General features: G+C 61.6%; 14 protein-coding genes. 12 read left to right on the forward strand and 2 right to left on the reverse strand.

Going from position 1 to position 20,081, the window contains the following annotated elements; translation table 11 throughout:
• Window positions 1–7 precede the first annotated feature (7 nt).
• From IVB46_RS22445 to IVB46_RS22480, 8 genes are all read left to right on the forward strand, one after another.
• Entirely contained in the window at window positions 8–1,048 is a 1,041-nt protein-coding gene (locus IVB46_RS22445) for an NAD(P)-dependent oxidoreductase (RefSeq protein WP_247308916.1), read from the forward strand.
• Between the two features lie 65 nt (window positions 1,049–1,113).
• Window positions 1,114–2,385, forward strand: a complete 1,272-nt coding sequence (locus tag IVB46_RS22450) for a polysaccharide biosynthesis/export family protein (RefSeq protein WP_247308914.1) — start codon at window positions 1,114–1,116, stop codon at window positions 2,383–2,385.
• A 289-nt stretch (window positions 2,386–2,674) separates the two neighbouring features.
• Entirely contained in the window at window positions 2,675–3,337 is a 663-nt protein-coding gene (locus tag IVB46_RS22455; protein ID WP_144030703.1) for a helix-turn-helix transcriptional regulator, read from the forward strand.
• A 239-nt stretch (window positions 3,338–3,576) separates the two neighbouring features.
• Complete coding sequence (locus IVB46_RS22460; RefSeq protein WP_247308912.1) at window positions 3,577–4,800, forward strand: glycosyltransferase; 1,224 nt, start codon at window positions 3,577–3,579, stop codon at window positions 4,798–4,800.
• Window positions 4,797–6,053, forward strand: a complete 1,257-nt coding sequence (locus IVB46_RS22465; protein WP_247308909.1) for an O-antigen ligase family protein — start codon at window positions 4,797–4,799, stop codon at window positions 6,051–6,053. The genes IVB46_RS22460 and IVB46_RS22465 overlap by 4 nt, the downstream gene beginning before the upstream one ends.
• A 3-nt stretch (window positions 6,054–6,056) precedes the next feature.
• Window positions 6,057–8,045 (forward strand): asparagine synthase (glutamine-hydrolyzing), encoded by a 1,989-nt coding sequence (asnB, locus tag IVB46_RS22470; protein WP_247308907.1) that lies wholly within the window; start codon window positions 6,057–6,059, stop codon window positions 8,043–8,045.
• A gap of 11 nt (window positions 8,046–8,056) precedes the next feature.
• Window positions 8,057–9,934 carry a hypothetical protein gene (locus IVB46_RS22475; RefSeq protein WP_247308906.1) on the forward strand — a complete coding sequence of 626 codons (1,878 nt, stop codon included), beginning with the start codon at window positions 8,057–8,059 and terminating at the stop codon, window positions 9,932–9,934.
• Window positions 9,935–10,072: 138 nt separating this feature from the next.
• Entirely contained in the window at window positions 10,073–12,805 is a 2,733-nt protein-coding gene (locus IVB46_RS22480; RefSeq protein WP_247308905.1) for a non-ribosomal peptide synthetase, read from the forward strand.
• 128 nt (window positions 12,806–12,933) lie between these two features.
• Here IVB46_RS22480 and IVB46_RS22485 read toward each other — a convergent pair whose 3' ends face one another.
• Window positions 12,934–13,470, reverse strand: coding sequence for a DsrE family protein (locus tag IVB46_RS22485; RefSeq protein ID WP_085400996.1), 537 nt, complete (start codon window positions 13,468–13,470; stop codon window positions 12,934–12,936).
• 213 nt (window positions 13,471–13,683) lie between these two features.
• On the opposite strand from IVB46_RS22485, the gene IVB46_RS22490 reads away from it, so the two are divergent.
• The 4 genes from IVB46_RS22490 (at window position 13,684) to IVB46_RS22505 (ending at window position 18,542) form a co-directional block, all read left to right on the forward strand.
• A complete protein-coding gene (locus IVB46_RS22490) occupies window positions 13,684–16,107 on the forward strand; it encodes a hypothetical protein (protein ID WP_247308904.1) in 2,424 nt (807 codons plus the stop codon).
• Between the two features lie 47 nt (window positions 16,108–16,154).
• Window positions 16,155–17,177, forward strand: a complete 1,023-nt coding sequence (locus IVB46_RS22495) for a TAXI family TRAP transporter solute-binding subunit (protein WP_071915362.1) — start codon at window positions 16,155–16,157, stop codon at window positions 17,175–17,177.
• A 119-nt stretch (window positions 17,178–17,296) separates the two neighbouring features.
• Window positions 17,297–17,794: a hypothetical protein gene (locus tag IVB46_RS22500; RefSeq protein ID WP_247308899.1), complete on the forward strand. Its 498-nt coding sequence runs from the start codon at window positions 17,297–17,299 to the stop codon at window positions 17,792–17,794.
• A gap of 61 nt (window positions 17,795–17,855) precedes the next feature.
• A complete protein-coding gene (locus tag IVB46_RS22505; RefSeq protein ID WP_071915364.1) occupies window positions 17,856–18,542 on the forward strand; it encodes a HemK/PrmC family methyltransferase in 687 nt (228 codons plus the stop codon).
• Window positions 18,543–18,644: 102 nt separating this feature from the next.
• On the opposite strand, the gene IVB46_RS22510 is transcribed toward IVB46_RS22505, so the two are convergent.
• Complete coding sequence (locus IVB46_RS22510) at window positions 18,645–20,048, reverse strand: HlyD family type I secretion periplasmic adaptor subunit (RefSeq protein WP_247343506.1); 1,404 nt, start codon at window positions 20,046–20,048, stop codon at window positions 18,645–18,647.
• Window positions 20,049–20,081: the final 33 nt, after the last annotated feature.

Consider the following 20,081-nt stretch of genomic DNA (forward strand, 5'->3'; position numbering starts at 1 on the left):
TGATCAAATGGCGACTGAAAAGCGAACTGTGCTTCTGGTAGGTGGTGCTGGTTACGTGGGCTCAGTGATCACGGGCCATCTTCTGAGAAAGGGTTGGCACGTCCGTTGCCTGGATCAGCTCATCTACAAGAACGAGAGCTGTGCCTGGCCTTATCTGAGCGTTCCGCAATACGAGTTCATGCAAGGCGATATTCGCGATCCCCGTTTCGCCAATCAAGCATTGAAGGGGGTGGATGACGTCGTTATCCTCGCCGGGCTCGTCGGCGATCCGATCACGAGCAAGTACCCCGATGAAAGTCACGCCATCAATCGCAATGGCGTCGCGTCCTTCATCGACGCGATGCAACACCATCCGGTCGATCGGCTGATCTTCGTGTCCACCTGCTCGAACTATGGGCTAGTGGAAGTAGACACGGCCGTCGACGAGAATTACCCGCTCGCACCACTCTCCCTTTACGCCAAGCACAAGGTGGAGATGGAGCAGAAGATCCTGGGTCTCAAGGGAAAGGCTGGATTCCATCCAACGGTTCTCCGCTTTGCGACGGCCTTTGGTCTTTCCTCGCGAATGCGCTTCGATCTCACGGTGAACGAATTTGTGCGTGAACTCCACCTGGGAAAAGAACTGCTGGTATTCGATCCCAAGACTTGGCGTCCTTACTGCCATGTTCGTGATTTTGCCCGCGCGATCGAGGAAGTGCTCCGCGCACCGACCAGCAAGGTCGCCTTCGAAGTCTTCAATGTGGGCTGCGAGGAAAACAACTTCACCAAGCTGATGGTCGTTGAGGAGATCATGCGGCACATTCCGCGATCGAAGGTGACCTATCAGGAGCGCGGCGCCGATCCCCGAAATTACCGCGTGAATTTCGACAAGATCCGTCGGGTATTGAATTTCACGCCCGAGATCAGCGTTCAGCAAGGGATCAGCGAAATCCTCGCTGCCTTGAGCCAGGGCTTGTTCGACCACGTCGAGGAGCAGAGGCACTTCTTCGGAAACTACGAGATCTTCCTTCCGACCGCCCTCATCCCGGATTTGAAGAGAGCCGGCTGAAGGATCCGATATCGGTGTCCCTAAATCGCGAGCGGCGAAGGCTCGGTTGCATCGGGAGTTCGTCCATGAAGTGCAAGAAGAAAAGCAGTCCATCTTCCACCCTCCTGCTGGGTTCATGCGCAGCGGTTCTGTTTTTCGCGACAAGCGGGCTATCCCTTGCCGCGCCATACAAGCTCGGACCGGGTGATACCATCGAGATTTCGATCGGTGGCCTCCCCGATCAACGCAACCGCACGCAGATCCAGATCGACGGCACCATCCCGCTTCCGGGCGGAGGGACGGTTGAAGTTGCCGGCCTGACCCCGGCGCAGATGCAGAACCGCATCGAGACGCTGCTGCAGGCACGGATACTGCGTCAACGCCTGACCGACGGACGCGACCAGGCATTCGTGGTCAAGCCCGGCGACGTCATAGCAAGCGTCGTGGAATATCGGCCGGTCTATGTTTCCGGCGATGTGCTCACGCCCGGACAGCAGACGTATCGGGCTTCAATGACCGTGCGCCAGGCCGTGGCAGTGGCCGGCGGCTTCAGCCTGTTGCGGTCGCGTGGCATGCAGCCCGGCGCCACCGACCCTGCGGATCTTGTGCGGGACTACCAGTCCCTCGCCACCGAATACACCAAGGAATACTTCCATATCGTCCGAACCGGCGCGGAGCTTGATGGCCGCGACACGTTCGACGCCACGCCTCCAAGCGACATTTCGCTGCCCGCGGGTGTGATCGGTTCGGTCGTTCAAGCCGAGAAGGACTCTCTGAAGACCTCACAAAGCGACTACCGCACGGAACAACGCTTCCTGGACGACGCCGTAAAGCAAACGGACGCGCAGTTCGCTACGCTCAAGAAGCAACAGGAAGGTGAAGAGAAGGGCGTGCAGGCCGACGAAGAGGAGCTCGAACGGGTCATGAAGGCGTTCGGCTCCGGATTGCTTGCAAGTCCTCGTGTCAGCGAAAGCCGGCGCGCGCTGTTGCTGTCCTCGACCCGACGCCTGCAGACCAGCGTCGAACTTATGCGGCTCCAGCGTCAGCGTGAGGACTTCCTGCGGCAAGCGGGACGTGTGACCAGCCAGCGCACGATCAATCTGCTCAGGGAGCAGAAAGACTCGAACGTTCGATTGGCGGACTTGCGCGTGAGAATGCAGGCGCTCAGTCAAAAACTGCAGCCCATCGGCGGCTCGGGTGCCATCCCCGTCAATTCAGGCGAGCTCAATCCCGACGTGGTCGTCGTGCGGCGGCTCGGTCAACAGTGGGACAGGATAACCGCATCCGTCGACTTCGACGTGGAGCCAGGCGATGTGATCGAAGTCACATTGCGCCCTGCGCCGGCCTTCTCGAACTGAGCACGAACAGAGGTACTCCCTTAAGAGTAAGCAGGGCGCTCCTTCCGGAGTAGCTTCCGCATACCTCCATGGCTGCTCCCGCGAGGCTTAAACCCGCCTTGCTACCCCTTCAACCCGCGTTGCTACCTCTTCGTTGATCACAACCGGGTCGATGCCCGGAAGATCGGCAACTTTCACCCCCTCCGACGGCCGCGGGGTTACCCCCCATTCAACGTTGCCAGGCGTGGCAGAAGTTGGGAATCTTTGTGGCACGTTCACTCCATCGGGTCAGCGCGGCCGGGGGAATAAAATGTTGAACTTAAGCCAAGCATTGCCAAGGTCTACCATTGCTCTACAGCGTCATTCTTCTGAATCGATATTCAATATTTCCAGTCCCGTTTCATCTGCTCACTCTGACGCCCAGAACCCCAAGCAGGACGGCTTGCGCGGGGTGCTCGCGCGGATCGGCTGCGGACAGGTCTTGCTCAGACGCGGCAAGGTTATCGAGCTCAGTCCGGCCGGCCGTGCAATATTGGAACGCGAAGCGCGCGTGGATGCGAGCCACGAAACGCTCTATGGCGCCGTCAAGCAACTGGTCCACCGCGCCGGCGCACAGTTTCCGGCAGGCTCGACTTCCTGGTTGGCAACATCCACCAAGGAAGGATTTACCGCGCTGATCAACCAGGTCGCGAATGCGTGGTCCGACGAGACCATCGCATTGATCCTGCTGGATCTCGACGCGCATCCGGAGCCTTCGCCGCGGACGCTGCAGCGATTGTTTGGATTCACCGCTGCCGAAACCCAGCTTGCTCTCGAGTTGGCGCGAGGCAACAACCTGATCGACATTGCTCGTTCGCGACGATTGAGTCGAACGACAGTACGCTCCCAGTTGGCTTCCCTGTTTGTCAAAACACAGACACGCCGGCAAGCAGACCTGATCGCGTTGTTGGGCCGCCTCGCCGTCCTGCCCTAGCGTGGACGCGGAATACGGTGTCGCGTTGTCTCGACTGGTCGGAGATCGACGTGCTTCGCGGCGCGTTCAGCAAACATGCACTCGCGCCGCGTCGTCTTTTCAGCCCTGTTCGAGCACGTCCGCCAACCGCTCACTTCCGCTGTCATGCGAATGAATGAAGACAGGCCGCGGCCACGTCCTAACCTGATCCTGTCAAACTTTCGCCGGGAAAACCGGGGGCCTCCGCAAAGATTAACATCTTGGCGGAATTGCTTAAAGGGCTGGAAGGAACCAACATGGCGCTGCACTTGCTTTGCGTAGGAGGCGAGGATCACGCTTTGCGTATCCCGTTCCTGGCGGCTCTGCAGAACCGCGGCCTGCGCGTGAGCGCGGCCGGCACTGGTGCAGCATCTGCATTCGCGAAGACCGGAATCCCGTATCATCAATATCAGTTCGACAGATTTGGCGTCGGCTTTGCCGATCGCGCGGCCATGGGTCAACTGGCGCGGCTCGTGAAGAGCGCTCGGCCCGACGTGATCCAGACGTTTGATACCAAGCCCAATCTGTTTGCGCCGCTGGCGCTTCGCGGCTCCGTACCGGTTGTGCGCACGATCAACGGAATGGGATGGGTATTCTCATCGACAGAACTGAGAGCCTTGGCCTTCCGCCCCGTCTATCTGGCGATGCAACGCCTGGCTGCTTGCTGGACCGCGGCGACGGTTTTCCAGAACAAGGCCGACAGCAGCTTCTTTCAACGACACCGCCTGCTCGGAAAGAGCTCATCTGTCATCATCGGAAGCTCGGGGATCGATGTCGGCGCTTTCGAAGCGGCGCAAGCGCGAACGGCCTCGCCTGCCGCGCTGCGCGCCGAACTCGGGCTCGGCGATGCCGAGATCGTCCTGACAGTGAGCCGATTAACCGTCCAAAAAGGAATCACAACGCTCCTCGAAGCGGCGAAGCTCGTGCATGAAGTCCGCCCGAACGTCCGCTTTCTGCTCGTCGGTCCGCGCGAAAGCGAGGGTCCATTCGCCGTAGGTCAGGAGCTGATCGAGGCGCACGCACCATATGTGATTGCGACCGGCGCCAGATCGGATATTCCCGCGCTTCTGGGTATCGCCGACCTCTTTGCCTTTCCGACTGAGTATCGTGAAGGCATTCCCCGTGTTCTTTTGGAAGCCGGATTGGCTGGCGTGCCAATCGTCGCCTCCCGCATGCCGGGGTGCGACGACGTGGTCCGCGAGGACTGGAACGGCAAACTTGTAGCGCCGCGCGACCCGCGCGCGCTCGCGGCCTCAATTCTCGACCTTCTTCAGGATTCCGCGCGTGCAAAGACGATGGGTCAACGCTCGATCAACGTGGTGCGCAAGGAGTTCGACCTCAACGTCGTCGCCGATCGCTATGCCGAGCTTTACACGCAGCTGCTTCCCCGCAGCTATTCCAGTGGCTGGCGGCCGGCGGCGCACAGCAGCAGTGAAATACAATGATCGGCAGTGCCCTTCTTGCGCTTGGCCTCGTGCTTGGGACAGCCTCGCAGCTGCGTCTTCCCAGCTTCCCCCTGGGCATCGGGGAAGCCTGCCTCGTCCTCTGGCTCGGTCTCGCATCCCTGCATCTCTTGGTCAGTTCAAGAATTTACAACCCCCAAGCCCTGCTCTGGCTCGTTGCATTCTGGGGCTGCTTTGTCTTGATTCAGAGTTTCGGGGGCTTCCTTGCATTGCTGCGCCCGGAGATCGTCGACCCAGAGCTCGTCGTGCACGACATCTTCGCATATCTCCTCGTGGCGGCCCTCACTTGCCTGGTGGCTGCAACGTTGAGACCCGAGGATACCCTACGCCAGTCGCTATGGTTCCTGATCGGATTCTGGATCGTCGCCGTGGCGGTGCAACTTGCATTGGGCTGGGGCTACCTCAGCATCGCGTCGGTCGATCCATGGTATTGGGACAGGTTTCGCGGGTGGTCGGAGAATCCAAACCAGCTCGCAATCTACTGTGCGGTTTTGACACCACTCTCGCTTCACATGGCTCTGACGGCCAAGCGGTTTGGCCGGATCGTCGCAGTGTTTAGCTGCATCGTAACATTCATCGTCGGCCGGCTGACGAAGAGCGATACCTTTCTTATCTCGATGTCGCTGTCGATACCGCTGCTCATTGCGCTGCGCTTGCGAAGCTGGCTGACATCCCCCGAACATCGATGGAGTTTGCGTTTCGCAGCTGCAGCGATCGTCGTTGTCGCCATAATTCCCCTTTCGCTCTCACTGCTCCCCTACGGGATGGCAACGGCGAATGATGTCGAGGGGCTGGCCGCCGGCATGATGAAGGATCGTGGCGGTGAGGCAACGAAGGCAACCGCCAATCTGCGGCTAAGTCTTTGGCAAGACGCCTTGCATGCCGGACTGGAGTCCGGGTCGCTTGGCCTTGGGCCCGGGCCACATCTAGAGAAGCCAAGCGGAATCACGGACAAGGGCGTAGCACTCCCGGTGGAAGCTCACAGCACCCTCCTGGACGTGTTCACCCAAGGTGGACTGCCTGGCGTGATCGCCATTGTCAGCCTGCTTGTCGGCACGTTTGCGCTCCTGCTTCGCGCACGGCTCGACGCCTTGGCTGTCCTGATCTTTGCACTCGCCGTCTTCAGCATCAGCCATTTCATTCTGCGGCACCCGACCGTGTGGTTTGCCGTCACGCTGGGCCTCATCCTGGGCTCGGATCCGCGCTCATTGGCGCAAGCGCGAGTTGGAAGTTAAGCAATGTGTGGAATTACAGGAATACTTCAGACGCCGCATGCTTCTCGATCCGCCGACCTGGCGGCGATCGGGCCGATGACGGCTCGCCTGCGCCACCGCGGTCCTGATGCGGACGGGTTCTGGAGCGATCGTGACGCCGGCGTTGCGTTCGGGCATCGCAGGCTATCCATCATCGATCTCTCCGATGCGGGCCGGCAGCCAATGCTTTCGAGCGACGGCCGCTTCGTCATTACGTTCAACGGCGAGATCTACAACTACAAGCCATTGCGGCAAGAGCTCGAGGGCGCAGGCAAGCGCTTCACCGGCAATAGTGATACGGAGGTCTTGCTGGCCCTGATCGAGAAATGGGGCCTGGAGAAGGCTCTCCAGCGCTGCAATGGTATGTTCGCAATCGGCCTGTGGGATCGCCGGAACCGCACGCTGCACCTGGCCCGCGATCGAATGGGGAAAAAGCCGCTCTACGTCGCGCGGACGTCGAATGCGGTCGTGTTCGCGTCTGAGTTGAAGGCCATCGCGGCATTCCCCGACTTTCACCAGGAGATCGACCCGGGCGCGGTTGCGGAGTTCCTAACCCGCGGATGGTTGCCGGAAGACCAGTGCATATGGCGAGGCGTCTTCAAGATTCCACCCGGGGGCGCCCTATCGATCCGTGCCGAGGACCTCTCGGTCTGCCGGGATGCCGCAGCTCTACAAGAACGCGCACGCTCCTGGTGGTCGTTGGCCGATGTCGCGCAAGCGGGCCGCGCAGCGCTCGCCACTGCGGATGACCAGCAGCTCGTCTCCCAGGCTTGCGATCTGCTCAAGGCCGCGGTCGCCGACCGAATGGTTGCCGACGTTCCGGTCGGGCTGTTCCTGTCGGGCGGAATAGACAGTTCGACCGTCGTGGCCCTGATGCAGGCCCAATCGGCGCGCCCGGTACGGACCTTCACGATTGGATTCGGTGAGCGCGCCTTTGATGAAACGGCTAATGCTGCGGCCGTGGCGCAGCACCTCGGCACCAGCCATACCGAGCTACGTCTCACCTCCGCGGACGCCAGAGCGGTCATCCCCGAACTTCCAACCATCTGGGACGAGCCGTTTGCCGATGAATCGCAGATCCCGACACTGCTTCTATCTCGACTTGCACGGCAGGACGTCACCGTTGCGCTTTCGGGCGACGGGGGTGACGAGTGCTTCGGAGGGTATTCCAGGCACGTACTTTCCGCCCGCTTAGCGCCTCTGCTGAACTCCAACCGATCGATCCGGACCATGGCCGCGGGCGGTGTGGCGCTGCTCGGGCGCGGCATGCGCGAAAGCGTCGTCGAAACACTTCGTCTTCCAGGTTGGTTGCAGCGGATGACGCACGGCGACCGGATCAACCGCCTGGCAGACCTTATTGGCAGCAACGACGTCGGCGAGATGTACCGTCGGTCGACGCGGCTCTCCGAACTGCAGTTGACGCGAACCCAGGCAGGCTCGGAGCCGGACTCGATCCCGCCGCTCAACGATCTGCTGTCTGATTTTATCGTTCGGGATATGCTTGGATATCTCCCGAGCGATATTCTCGTGAAGCTCGATCGCGCGAGCATGGCCACGAGCCTGGAGGCACGCTGCCCGCTTCTGGATCATCGCGTTGTCGAGTTCAGCTGGGCGCTGCCGAATTCGGCGAAGGTGCGTCATGGTCAGGGAAAATGGCTCCTGCGCCAGGTCCTTGGCCGCTACCTGCCGCGCCACCTCTTCGAGCGACCGAAACAGGGCTTTGACGTGCCGATCGGCTCCTGGCTGAAGGGACCTCTTCGTTCGTGGGCGTCGGACCTTCTTTCGGAGTCGCGTCTTCGCAACCAGCATCTCCTGGATGTTTCCCGCGTGCAGGAGTGCTGGCTTCAACATCTTAGCGGTCGCCGCGATTTCTCACGACCGCTGTGGGCTGTCTTGATGCTGCAGTCCTGGCTCGACTCAGCAGTTGCCTCCGGGCCTTCGCGAACAGCAGGCGTGATGGAACCGGCGCAGTAAAGGAGCAGGCGATGGAAGCGTTCACAAATAAACGGATTCTGCCGGTGACTGTCCTGACCCAGGGCCGGTCAAAGGGCGACGAGTCACCTCCCGATGACGCCATCGCGGCATTCAAGCATGTCTTCGAGAGCATCAGGCGATACAAGCTCTTCATCGTCAAAATGATCGGCGCGGGCGCGCTGCTCGCGGTGCTCGGTAGTATTTTCATGTCGCCCACCTATCTCGCAACGGCACAGCTTGTCGTGAGCGCTCGAAGCGGAGCGGCCGACAATGCCGGTGCATCCGGAAATTCCTCGCCGACTGGCGGTTCGGACGACCCGACGATCGATACGCACGTAACGGTCATGTCATCCGATGCGTATCTGCGGCGGCTCCTGCCGGCACTGAGGATGCTCGACAACCCGGCCAACGAGAACGGTTCGGTGCTCCGCACTGCCTTGTCAAAGATAAAGGGGTTCCTCTCCTTCCGGAAAGACCCGAGCGACGGCGCGGCGGTGGCAGCATTGAAAGGGCGCCTGAAGGTCAGCCAGGAGCGCCGGTCCAGAGTTATCAGCGTAATTGCCAGCGACCCCAATCCACAACGGGCCGCAGACGTCGCAAACCTGGTCACCCGATCCTACGCTGACGAGCTTGTCCGGCAAAAGCGGGCTGTGGAGCTCCAGGCTCTGGACGCCATCGCAGCACAATCGGCGAATGTTCAGCGCGAACTTTCGACGGCGAAGGCGGAATGGGACGCCAGTCACTCAGGTCAGATCTCGTCATCACCGGCAGCCGCACAGGCCGCCGCCGCGTTGGAGTGGAAAATAACCACGCTGGCGCAGCAATATGAAACACTGATACGAAAGCGGCAGGATCTCACCACGAAGGGCGTGGTCGCCGAGCCAGACGTGACCGTCATCGCGGATGCCTCACCACCCGACTTTCCGAGCTCGTTGAACCCGTTCCTCCTTGTTCCACCGATCACGATTATCTTCGCGCTCCTGGCATGTCTCGTCGCGATCATCCTGAAGCACTTCGATCGAAGTCTGCACACCGAGGCGGAAGCTGCAGAGGCATTGGACATCCCGTGCGTCGGGTTGATCCCCTCGATCCCGCCGGAGCTGAGCATCTCGCCGCAGCGGTTCGTAGAGCAATCGGCTGTCTCGCATAACAGGGCCGTTCGCTCGACCGTCGTATCCCTCATGGCCGCCGATCCGGTCTCGCCACAGACGCCGCATGTCATCCTGGTGACATCCAGCTTGCACGGTGAAGGCAAGAGCGCGATCGCCTGGAGTTTCGGCTTTTGTGCGGCGCAACTCGGACAGCGCGTTCTGTTCCTGGATTTCTCTCAATTGCCCCGGCGCGTCGGCGGTGAGGCTGCAGATCTGTTCAAGCTGTTGGCGCACGACGGAGCGGCCGCCAAGGCCGTCCAGCACATCCCGGAGCTCGGACTCGACTACATATCGTCGAGATTGTCCGAGGGCAGTCGCCTGGGGCCGTTGGCGGGTCCGAAAGTCGCCTCGCTGTTCGAGCACTTCAGGAACACCTACGATCTCGTCGTCATCAACGCACCATCGCTGGATGATGCGCCGGAAGTGCGCCTCCTCGCCTCCTGGGCGGATCACGTTCTGCTTGCCGTCCGCGCCGGAAGTACGAGCCGCGACGTCGTGCGAAGCACTTTGACCCGGTTTGCCGGGACGTCGGATCTCGATTCTCGTGTCAAGCTCTGGTGTGTCCTGACGCACGGAGTACCGTCCGAGCTCGCGCCCTCGGATCTGGAGCCGTCATCAACATCGACTTTGATGCATTACTATCGCCGCTTCAAAACAACGGCGGTACGGTGGACAAGCATCGAACCTGCAATCAATGTTTCCGACCACGCTGCATCTGGCCTGAGACCACGGCAATGATCCCGAGGCGGCCTGGGTTAATCACCCGGGTCTTTCGATATGGCAGCCAGCCGATCGACCAGACGGTGGCTGCGAAACCGGCATCCTTCGTTTGAAGTATGCGTACCCAGGCCTGATTAAGTACGTTGGGACAGCAAAATGACGGGTACGGTGATGCGGCTTCAGATATCTGGCGATCCGTCGGGTGATCCATGTGACGCCCTTGACGCGCACCTGCCCTCGACCGTTCAGCAAGCTCCAGCGACGCCGAGCTGGCTGAGCCCCGTGGGAGTCCCTCTCGATCTGAACGGTCCGGTCGATCGATCATTCGATCCCCTGGAAGCCGGCTTTGCGTGCGTCCCCGCCATCGAACACCTGATTGCGGTGACGGCGAAGTTCGCCGACAGGGTCGCAATCAGCGACGGCAATCATAGCTTCACCTACGCGCAGCTGTTGTCCCGCGTCTTGACCTTGGCCCAGGCGATCAGCGCGTTGATCCCGGAGCAGGAAGCCGTCGGATGGCTATTGCGCAGCTCGGCCTGGCAGCCGATCGCCATGCTGGCCTGCATGGCGGCCGGACGAGTCCTCGTCCCACTCAATCCCCGCGATCCAGTTCAGCGGCTCACGGCTATCGCCGCGGCCGCCCGGATTTCCGTGCTGATCGGGCAAGACGGCGACAGCTCCGCCGGGTGGATCCAACAGCACGGCCTGCGCTGGCTCGACGTCGCCGGCGCCAGCGACCCTTCCGCGGCAACTTCAACACTCCCCCAGGTTTCGGTCGATGCGCCTGCCGTAGTGCTCTATACTTCCGGCAGCACCGGAACTCCGAAGGGGGTCGTCAACAGCCAACGCAACCTGCTCCAGCGCGTCCAGCAATATGTGGACGCCTGCCACATAAGTGCGGCAGACGTCTTCATGCCTCTGAGCGGCCCCACCACGATCGCCGGTTGCCGGGAGATGCTGTCGGCTTTGTTGACGGGGGCAAAACTGCACATCGTCGACGTCGAGGCGCTCGGATTGCGCGGTGTTCTTCGCCAGATCACCACGCAACAGGTAACGATCACATACGTTGTACCAGCCCTGGTGCGTGCACTGATCAACGCAAGCCGGCCAGGCGATCTCGACTCGCTTCGCATGATCCGCATCGGCGGGGAGAAGGTCCTGTGGACCGATATCGCGCTCGTTCGGCGAGCGATACCACCGGGTTGCTTCATCCAGGTCAGCTATCTGTCGACGGAAACCACCGGCACTCAGTGGTTTCTTCCCAAGCAATGGCGAGAGGACGGCGTCAGCGTTCCTGTTGGCTACCTGCTTCCCGGCATATCGTACGCCGTGGTCGACGAAAATGGGAAGCCCGTCCCGCACGGTGAAGTCGGCGAACTGGTGATCAAGAGCAGGTACGTCATGCTCGGATACTGGGAAGACGGACGGCTTTCTCCGGCATCGCCCTCCCCGGATGACCCAAAGTCTCGCATCTATCAGACCGGCGACCTCGTCACCGTGGATACGCACGGACTGATGCGGATCGTTGGACGGAAGGGACGCCAGCTCAAGATCAATGGCCAGCGTGTCGAGCCGGCCGAGCTCGAGAGTGCGTTGCGCAAGCTCACCTATGTGAAGGACGCTGTCGCCGTCGTGACGGACGCGAACGAGCTGGTCCTGTTTGCATCACCGGCCGATCCACCAAAAGCGCACTTCCGGACCGACGTTCGCAACAGCATCCGGCAGGCTGTTCCTGCGGCTTTGCATCCGACCAGGCTGCACGAGATACTGGAGATTCCGCGCCTTCCAGGAGGTAAGATCGATCACGCCAAGCTGAAGCAGCTCGATCTCGAGAGCAAAACGACCTCGCCCGCGCCCGTGCCGACGATGCAAGGAATGGCCGAGGCCAACAGGATCGTGCAGCAGGTGTGGAGCAGCATCCTCGGCGTGCCGGAAGCTGCCGGACGCTGGGATGAGGCCGGCGGCGATTCCCTAAAGCTCCTGCGCTGCGTCATGGATATCGAAGACCTCATCGGCCGCGAAGTCAGCATGGAAGCGTTCACGGTCGATATGAGTGCTGAAGACATGATCCGGGCTATCGCGACGGTGGAGCCACCGGTGCGGCAGCGTCTAAACGACCAGATTCTCCCAGGTCTTGTCATACTGCCCGGCTCCATGGGCTATGGCCCGAGCATGGCCGCATTTGGCGCTCAGCTCGGCAAGGTGGCGCGGGTGATTCCGATTCGTTATCCAGATCTGAGCTGGAGCCTCGCGGGGCGCGATTCCGTGCAGGAGATGGCCGCGATGGCCGTCGAACAGATCAATGCAGCCCAACCACGCGGCGACGTCCGAATGATCGGCTATTCCCTGGGCGGCGGCGTCGCCTTCGAAGTCGCAAGCCGGTTGATCGAACAAGGTCGTGCCGTTAAATTCCTGGGCATCCTCGACACCAATGTCGGCCCTCGCAGAGCAAATCACCGAGAAGCCCTCTCTCGCACGCTACAGCGGATTCGATCCCATCGAGTGACGATCTACCGCATGTTCTGTCGCTCGGTGGCGAAGTTCGCCGCTCGCTTGGGCCAGGAGGCTCGATTCTGCAGGCTCATCGACACCATTACATGGCCTCGCCTGGCAAACACGCGCTTCATGCTCAAGCTCGAGCTCGAGGAGATTCTCCGGATGCGCGCGTTCGGACGCTGGGTCGAGAATGCCAAGCCTCGTCTAGCCATCAAGGGAACTGTCTTTGCCTGCCATCGGCCTGGCGTGACGCCGCGCCTCGGATGGGACTCCCTGTTTGAAGAACTGGACGTGATTCCGATCGCCGGCGGACATCTTGATCTGGTGGTCGAGCCCCACCTCTCGATCAATCGACCCGTCATCGAGCGCGCGATCGGGGCGTCCTGCTCCTGATCCACAACACAATGCTTTTTGAGGGGTCGGTCCTGCCCACCACAGGACAGCACGGGGAGATCACGCGGGTTCGGCTCAAACCTGGCTCGAACCCGCCGTCTCGCGCTTGGGAGTGCCGCGTACGATCATCAGGGCCGCAGGTAGCTCCAGCCTTGCTCCTGAAGCTCCATCAGGCGAACAACCCCGGATTTGGTGACCTTCGCTTGCGTGATGAGAGGCACTTCTTTGCCCTCATTCTTGGTCATGTTCTCTCGTGTATTTCCGCAGGCCGAGAACGTAAGCTCGGGCGTTGTCTCGCTCATCATTTTGATGCGCCCCTTCACAGGCGAGGTATCGTCTCGCAGCATGTGCAGTCCTGGCCCGTAAGCGACGACTTCGACTTCGACTTTTTGACTGAGGTCGCCGTAGTGCTGAACGACGTTGCTGACGTTGTTGAGAGCGAGATTCATGACGGCCGGATCGTTGACGTCGACATGGATGACAAGTCGATGCGGCGGCTGCTTCCGAGGTGTCGCAACACCCATCTTGGCATTTGCGTTCCTGGCGGTAGTGCCGGGATTCTTGGTGGAGAGGGTGGATTGCGCAGAACCGCGGGTTTCGATGCCGCTAATGAGAACCAGTCCGACAGCCGCCACGCCGGCAAAAACGGCAAATGATCTGCTCATGACTGTGCTTCCTGCGTGTGTGATGAAGCGTGCACGTCGCAAGCTATTTAAGCGCAACCGTGGGGGCAAGCAGCTTTGGCCAAAGCCCCGCCCGATCTACTTAATTCCCATTGTCGGCGCACTACTCCGTTTTGGCTACCGCAACTGCGACATCGACATCGCGTCGATGAAAGCGCCGTCATAAACGACATGCCATGATCGCTACCAAGCATCATGATCCCTACCAAGCTACCAAGCATCATGGTCCCTACCAAGCAGTTGGGCGTCGCAATGGGGGTACACGGATTCGACTTGCCGAAAGGAACAGCCGTCGCGCTGAGCAAAGCTGCGCGCCGGCCCAGGCACCGGCAATTTGCGTTCCGCGAACTCGGATTGTTCGACATCGCTGACGGCTCGCGCGCATGCGACAGAGCCGGCCGGCTCATGGTGGTTCTGATCACCTGCTTTCTGCCGGTTCTGACTGGAACTGCCGATGCCAAATCCCAGGACGACGGCGACCGGGGTGCCTCCTACATCACACCGGCGATGCTCGATCTGTGCAGATGTACGCGCGGACCAGAGCAGATCGACGGGATTAAACAAAGGCTGAAGCTCGTCCAACGCGCGGACGAGGCGCGACCCGCCGCGACACAGCCCGTTGGAAGCAGGCCCGCCGCGACCGGACCGCGCGGAGCGAGGACCGCGACCGAGCAGCCCCGCGCGGCTGCCGATGCCCCTGCGCAGGACATGACGTCTACGCCGCCCCCGGTGTCAAATGCGGCTCAAGCAGCTTCCGAGACGGAGCGGCTCAACCAGAACCTGTTGCTGGATCAGGAGCGGCAACGAGCGAACAAGCTTGCGCGCGAATTGGCTGCGGCTCGAGTGGAGCTCGACGCGGCGCGGCAGACCCAGACGCACACTGTCCGCGCCATGGAGATTGGTATTCAGCAAACGCAGGCGCTCGAACAGGAGCGGGAAAAGACCGATCATCTGTCACGTGAGATCTCCTTCCTGAAGGCGGAGCTCGACGTCGCAAGGGTTGCGGCTTCAAAGGCTATGCAGGCGCCCGAACCCGAACCGAAGCAGGAGCGTCCAGTCGACCGACGGAATGGGGCCAAACGCTTTGCCCTCCAGCTTGCCTCGCTTCGCTCGGAGCTTGAGGCTTCGCGCAGCGCAGCATCCGAAGCCACGAAGTCTGCCGCGGCGGAGGCCGCACAAAGGCAGGCTCTCGAGCGCGAACTAAAGCAGGAGCAGGACAAGACAGAAGCCCTGATCAGCGAACTCGGCCCCCTTCGGATCGCGGCCTCCGAGACCGCGAAGGTCGGCGCTGCAGATGTCGATCAACAGTTAACGCTGACGCGCGAGCTCGAGAAGCAGCGGGGCAGAGCTGAGAGCGCGGACCGTCAGCTGCAGTCCCTTCAGGCTGAACTCCGTGCAGCGCAAACCGCGAGCTCTGAGTTGGGTGCGGCCCGAGCTGCAGACGCCGAGCAAAAACTGGCACTGAAACGAGAGGTCGAGAAGCAGCGGGACAGAGCTGAGAACGCGGACCGCCAGCTGCAGCCCCTTCAGGCTGAACTCCGCGCAGCGAAAACCGCGAGCTCTGAGTTGGCTGCGGCCCGAGCTGCAGACGCCGAGCAAAAACTGGCACTGAAACGAGAGGTCGAGAAGCAGCGAGACAGAGCTGAGAACGCGGACCGCCAGCTGCAGCCCCTTCAGGCTGAACTCCGCACAGCGAAAACCGCGAGCTCTGAGTTGGCTGCGGCCCGAGCTGCAGACGCCGAGCAAAAACTGGCACTGAAACGAGAGGTCGAGAAGCAGCGCGACCGAGCTGAAAGCGCGGACCGCCAGCTGCAGCCCCTTCAGGCTGAACTCCGTACAGCGCAAACCGCGAGCTCCGAGTTGGCTGCGGCCCGAGCTGCAGACGCCGAGCAAAAACTGGCACTGAAACGCGAGGTCGAACAGCAGCGCGGTCGCGCGGACGCTCTCGCGCGCGAGGCGGCGTCGCTGAAGGATCAACGCGACCTGGCGCGGGCTGAAACGTCGGAGGCTGCACGAACCGCCGAGGCCACCGCAAAGGCCGCAGCCAAGCGCGAAAAGGAGCAACCGGGCAGCGGCGCAGCAACGCTCCCAACGTTCGCATCCGTCCGGGATCATCTGGCCGCATGGAATGCCTCCGCGGTTGTGGCGGCGCCATCGCGTGACCCCACCGGCCGCGCACCGAGCCAGGGCAGCCTCCGGCCCGCCGCTTCGCCTCCGCCCGCACAGTCAGCCTCCGCCCCGACGCCACCAAGCGCGCAGATCACAAAGGGGGCTGCCCTGCCCGGTGCCGACTCCAAGGCCATGGCTTCGGTGGAGCGACAGGCCGCCGCGAGCGGAGTACCGCGCCCGCTTGCGAACGAGGAGCGACTGCTCGCGCGCGCCAGCGCATTGTTGCGGCAGTCCGACATCAACGGTGCCCGCGGCTTGCTGGAATACGTGCTTGGACATGGCAGCGCGCAAGCAGCCTTTATGCTGGCCGAAACTTACGATCCTCACGTACTGCAATCTTGGGACGCTCGCGGCGTCGCCGGCGATTCCGCGAAGGCGCGCGAGCTGTATGAACGAGCCCAGGCCGGCGGCATTCGAGATGCAGAAGGACGGATCAAGGGGCTCAAATAGCTGCTGGAGCGAGCCCCGGAAGCCAGACCAGAGAATGGAGAAGCCCCATGTCATTGAGTAAGCTCGCGTTCACGGTCGCATTGGCACTGGTCGGCCTGCAGCTTGCTGCCAATGCCCAATCTCGCTCGCCGCGCGACCCGCCGGCGCCGACCGCGCCGCGGAATGCCGATACGGCCGCAAAGGAACGTATCAATGCATGGACGGTGGGACTCGCCGGAGGACTTATCGAGGGCGCACCGCTTCGGCTCGCCGCAGAGATCGCACGCGTCGCCAACGAGGAGGACAAGCTTCACGTCATTCCGATCGTGACGACCGGTGCGACCGAGAACGTCAATTCGCTGCTCTATCTCAAGGGCGTTGATGCCGCGATCATCAACATGGATGCCCTTGACGAGTACAAGGCGCAGGTTCCGTCGATCGAAAAGCGCATCGTCTATGTTCTCAACCTCTTTCCGGCCGAGCTGCACGTCTTCGTGCGTCCCGAGATCAAGTCGCTCGACGACCTCAAGGGAAAGAAGGTCAATTTCAACACCCAGGGTACGGCAGCCGCATATTCTGGTCCGCTGATCTTCAGCCGGCTGGGACTGAACGTCGAAAAGATGTTCATTCCCCACCAGGTCGCATTGCAGCAGATGAAGAGCGGCGAAATCGCAGCGGTCGTCTTCATCACATCAAAGCCGGTCGACGCCTTCTTGAAAGGACGTTGGGATGATGGCTTCAAGTTCCTGCCGATCGAATACGACCCCAGATTTGAAGACTATTATCTTCCGTCGTCCCTCGATTCAAAGGACTATCCAAACCTCGTGCCGGCGGGCAAGCGGGTCGCGACCATTGCCGTCCCGACGATTCTTGCGGCCTACAACTGGCAGCCGCAGACCGATCGCTATCGGCGCATGGTGCGCTTTGTTGACCACCTGTTCGGACGGCTCGACCGGCTGCAATCCGCTGGCTTCGATACAAAATGGAAGGACGTGAATCTCCGCGCCAGCGTCCCCACTCTGGCCCGGTTTGGTCCGGCGCAGGAATGGCTCGATCGTTCGCCCAGCGCGACAGTCGGACTATCGCGATGAAGCGAACCGGTACCCTTGCGGCCGTCTTTCTCGTGGGTACCGGTCATCTAAGCTGCGCGCAAGCCGGCGACACGCCGGATCGTTCGAGGGCATGTGCGCAGTTTCAGGGAATGGAGCACATGACATGCGTCGACGAGCAGATTGGGGAAGCACCTGATCAGTCCTTCCAAGCTCCGCCGCCAAGTCCGAACTGGATCTTGAGTGAAACGACATCACCGGTGGACCACAAGCCGCAGATCGCCGCCCGGACCACCGCACGAGCCGGCGCGAAGGATGGGCCCTCGTCGCTCGCCATTCATTGTCGCGCCAATCGGACCGAGGTGTTGCTTTCCGCGGCGAGTTCCTGGACCAAAACTCCAGGCACCGACATGAGGGTCGTATTCCAGATCAATGATCAACCGCCTGTCGATCAGCGCTGGAGGGTTGTTGATGGCGGACGAAGTCTCGCCTTTCCGGGCGACGCCGCCCGCTTCATGAGCTCCATGCCAGGGGTGGGCCGGCTTCTGACCAAAGTGTATGCTGGAACGGCTGTGCCCTACGAGGAAACATTTGAACTGACGGGTCTGGACGCCGTTCGCCGGCGATTTGCAAAGGTCTGCACCTGGCCGCCCAGCTGAATAGCCGCAAGTCGGACTGCACGGCTGACAGGGAAGACGTCACGCGAGAGGTGTGAATGCGATGAGCGAGACGATCAATGTAACCGAGGCTTACGAGCGTGGACGTACCCAATTCATGGGAATCGAACTGCAGGTTGCTCCCGGCGCGCTAGTGCCCCGGCCGGAGACGGAGTTGCTTGGCAGGACCGCGGTTGAAGCACTGCGCCGAGCACACCTCCCCTCGCCGCGGATCGTCGACATGTGCTGCGGCGCCGGCAATCTTGCATGCGCGATCGCGCTCAATATTCCCGACGCTCGCGTCTGGGCGAGCGATCTGACTGACGGATGTGTCGAGCTCGCGCGACGCAATGCCGCGAGCCAGGGCGCCGAGACCCGCATCACCGTGCTCCAGGGCGATCTGTTCGAAGCTCTCGCAGGCCTGCAACTCGAGCAAACCATCGATATGATCGTCTGCAACCCACCCTATATCTCGGAATCCCGGCTCAAAGGCGATCGCGCCTCTCTACTCATGAACGAGCCGCGCGAGGCATTCGCCGCCGGGCCCTACGGACTGAGCATCCATATGCGCGTTACAAAAGACGCACCTCGCTACTTGCGGCCGGGAGGACTGCTGTTGTTCGAGGTGGGCCGCGACCAGGATCGACAGGTGGCAACCCTGCTCGAACGCAACGACGCTTACGAGAATGTCAGCGTGGTCTTGGACGACGCGGGCGCCGGTCGCGTCGTCATGGCGTACGCGAAGGGATAGCCGGGTTCGAGCACTTCCTCCACAATGATCGTTGGCATTGCAGCGTAGCACCCTGAACCCAGCGGCCCTCGCACGGGCCGGCCAGCGACAGCCTACACGTTCTCAGCTCTCCCGCATCCCGCGCCGGATCGCGTCCGTGATCGGCTGGGTCAGATAAGCAAGAATTGTGCGTTCTCCGGTTGCGATCAGGACGTCGGCCATCATGCCCGGCTTGAGCTTCTCGCGGACTTTGTCGGGGAATTGCGTCACCTGGACCGAGACTTTCACCTCGTAATAGGGCTGATGGGTGACATCGTCGCGCGTGGCGTCGGCCGAGATCGAAAGAACCTCGCCGACAGCGATCGGGGTGGAGCGCGCCTTGAACGAGGGAAGCCGCACCTCGGTCGGAAGGCCGAGCTGGACGTGGTTGATATCAAGTGCCGACACCCTTGCGGCCACCACGAGAACATCGTTGTCCGGCACGATCTCCATCAGCACGTCGCCCGCCTTGATCACGGCACCGATCGTGTGAACCTTGAGGTTCACGAGCCGCCCCGATCGCGGTGCGCGCACTTCCATCCGGGCCAGGACATCGACCGCGACGCGCAGCTTCTCACGCGCATCGGCAAGCTGGGCGCGCGTATCGGCGAGCCTGCCGGTCGCTTCCTCCAGCACCTTCTGCCCGACCTGATCGATCTGGAGCCGCGACTCGTCGATGATGCGGCCATAGCGAGCGATATCCGCTTCAAATGCGCCGATCTTGCCCTCGAGTTCGGCTCTGGAGCGCTCCAGCGTGGCGACGCGTGCGAACGCAACGATGCCCTGATCAACGAGCGGCTTGAGCTTGGTGTATTCCTGACTGACACTGTCGAACTGCGCGCGCGCGCCCTTGTTCTGCGCGGTATTCCCCTGGATCTGCCGCTGCGCCTGCGCGATACGTTCCTCGAGGATCGAGATCTCGATCTTTCGCGCAGCGCGACGTTCATCGAAGCGCCGCTTCTGGTCGCCCATTGCGCGTATCGCGTTCGGATCGGACGTCTTCTGGAGCAGCTCGGTCGGAAACGTGATGCTGTCCTTGCCTTCGGCTTCCGCCTGCAGGCGCGCCTCCTCGGCAACCGCCGAGTACACCGCCGAGCGAGCGATCTCTTCCTTGGCCCGCTCCTGGGTCGGATCGAGCCGCAACAGGACCTGACCTTCCGCGACATGAGAATCGCCTGTGACCAACAGGTTCTGGACGATGCCACCCTCGAGATGCTGCACCACCTTACGGTCGCTCTCGACAACGACGGAGCCGGGGGCCACCACGGCACCGTCGATCGATGCGAGGGCGGTCCAGCCGCCAAATACGCCGAAGGTCAGGAAGACGACCAGGAAGCCTCGCCGCGCGGGGGTCTGCCAATCGCCCGACGGATCCTCATCGTTGCCCATTGCCCCCCGGGGCCACAAGGTCGGCAGTTTCGCCTTGGCAAGATCGACCAGCTTGGCAAGATCTACCAGCTTGGCAAGATCGACCAGCGACCTTGTCATGGTCTCCGTCTTCGCAAGGAGTTTGCTCGGAGG

Source organism: Bradyrhizobium sp. 61 (genome assembly GCF_023073075.1).
Taxonomy (GTDB): Bacteria; Pseudomonadota; Alphaproteobacteria; order Rhizobiales; family Xanthobacteraceae; genus Bradyrhizobium; species Bradyrhizobium barranii.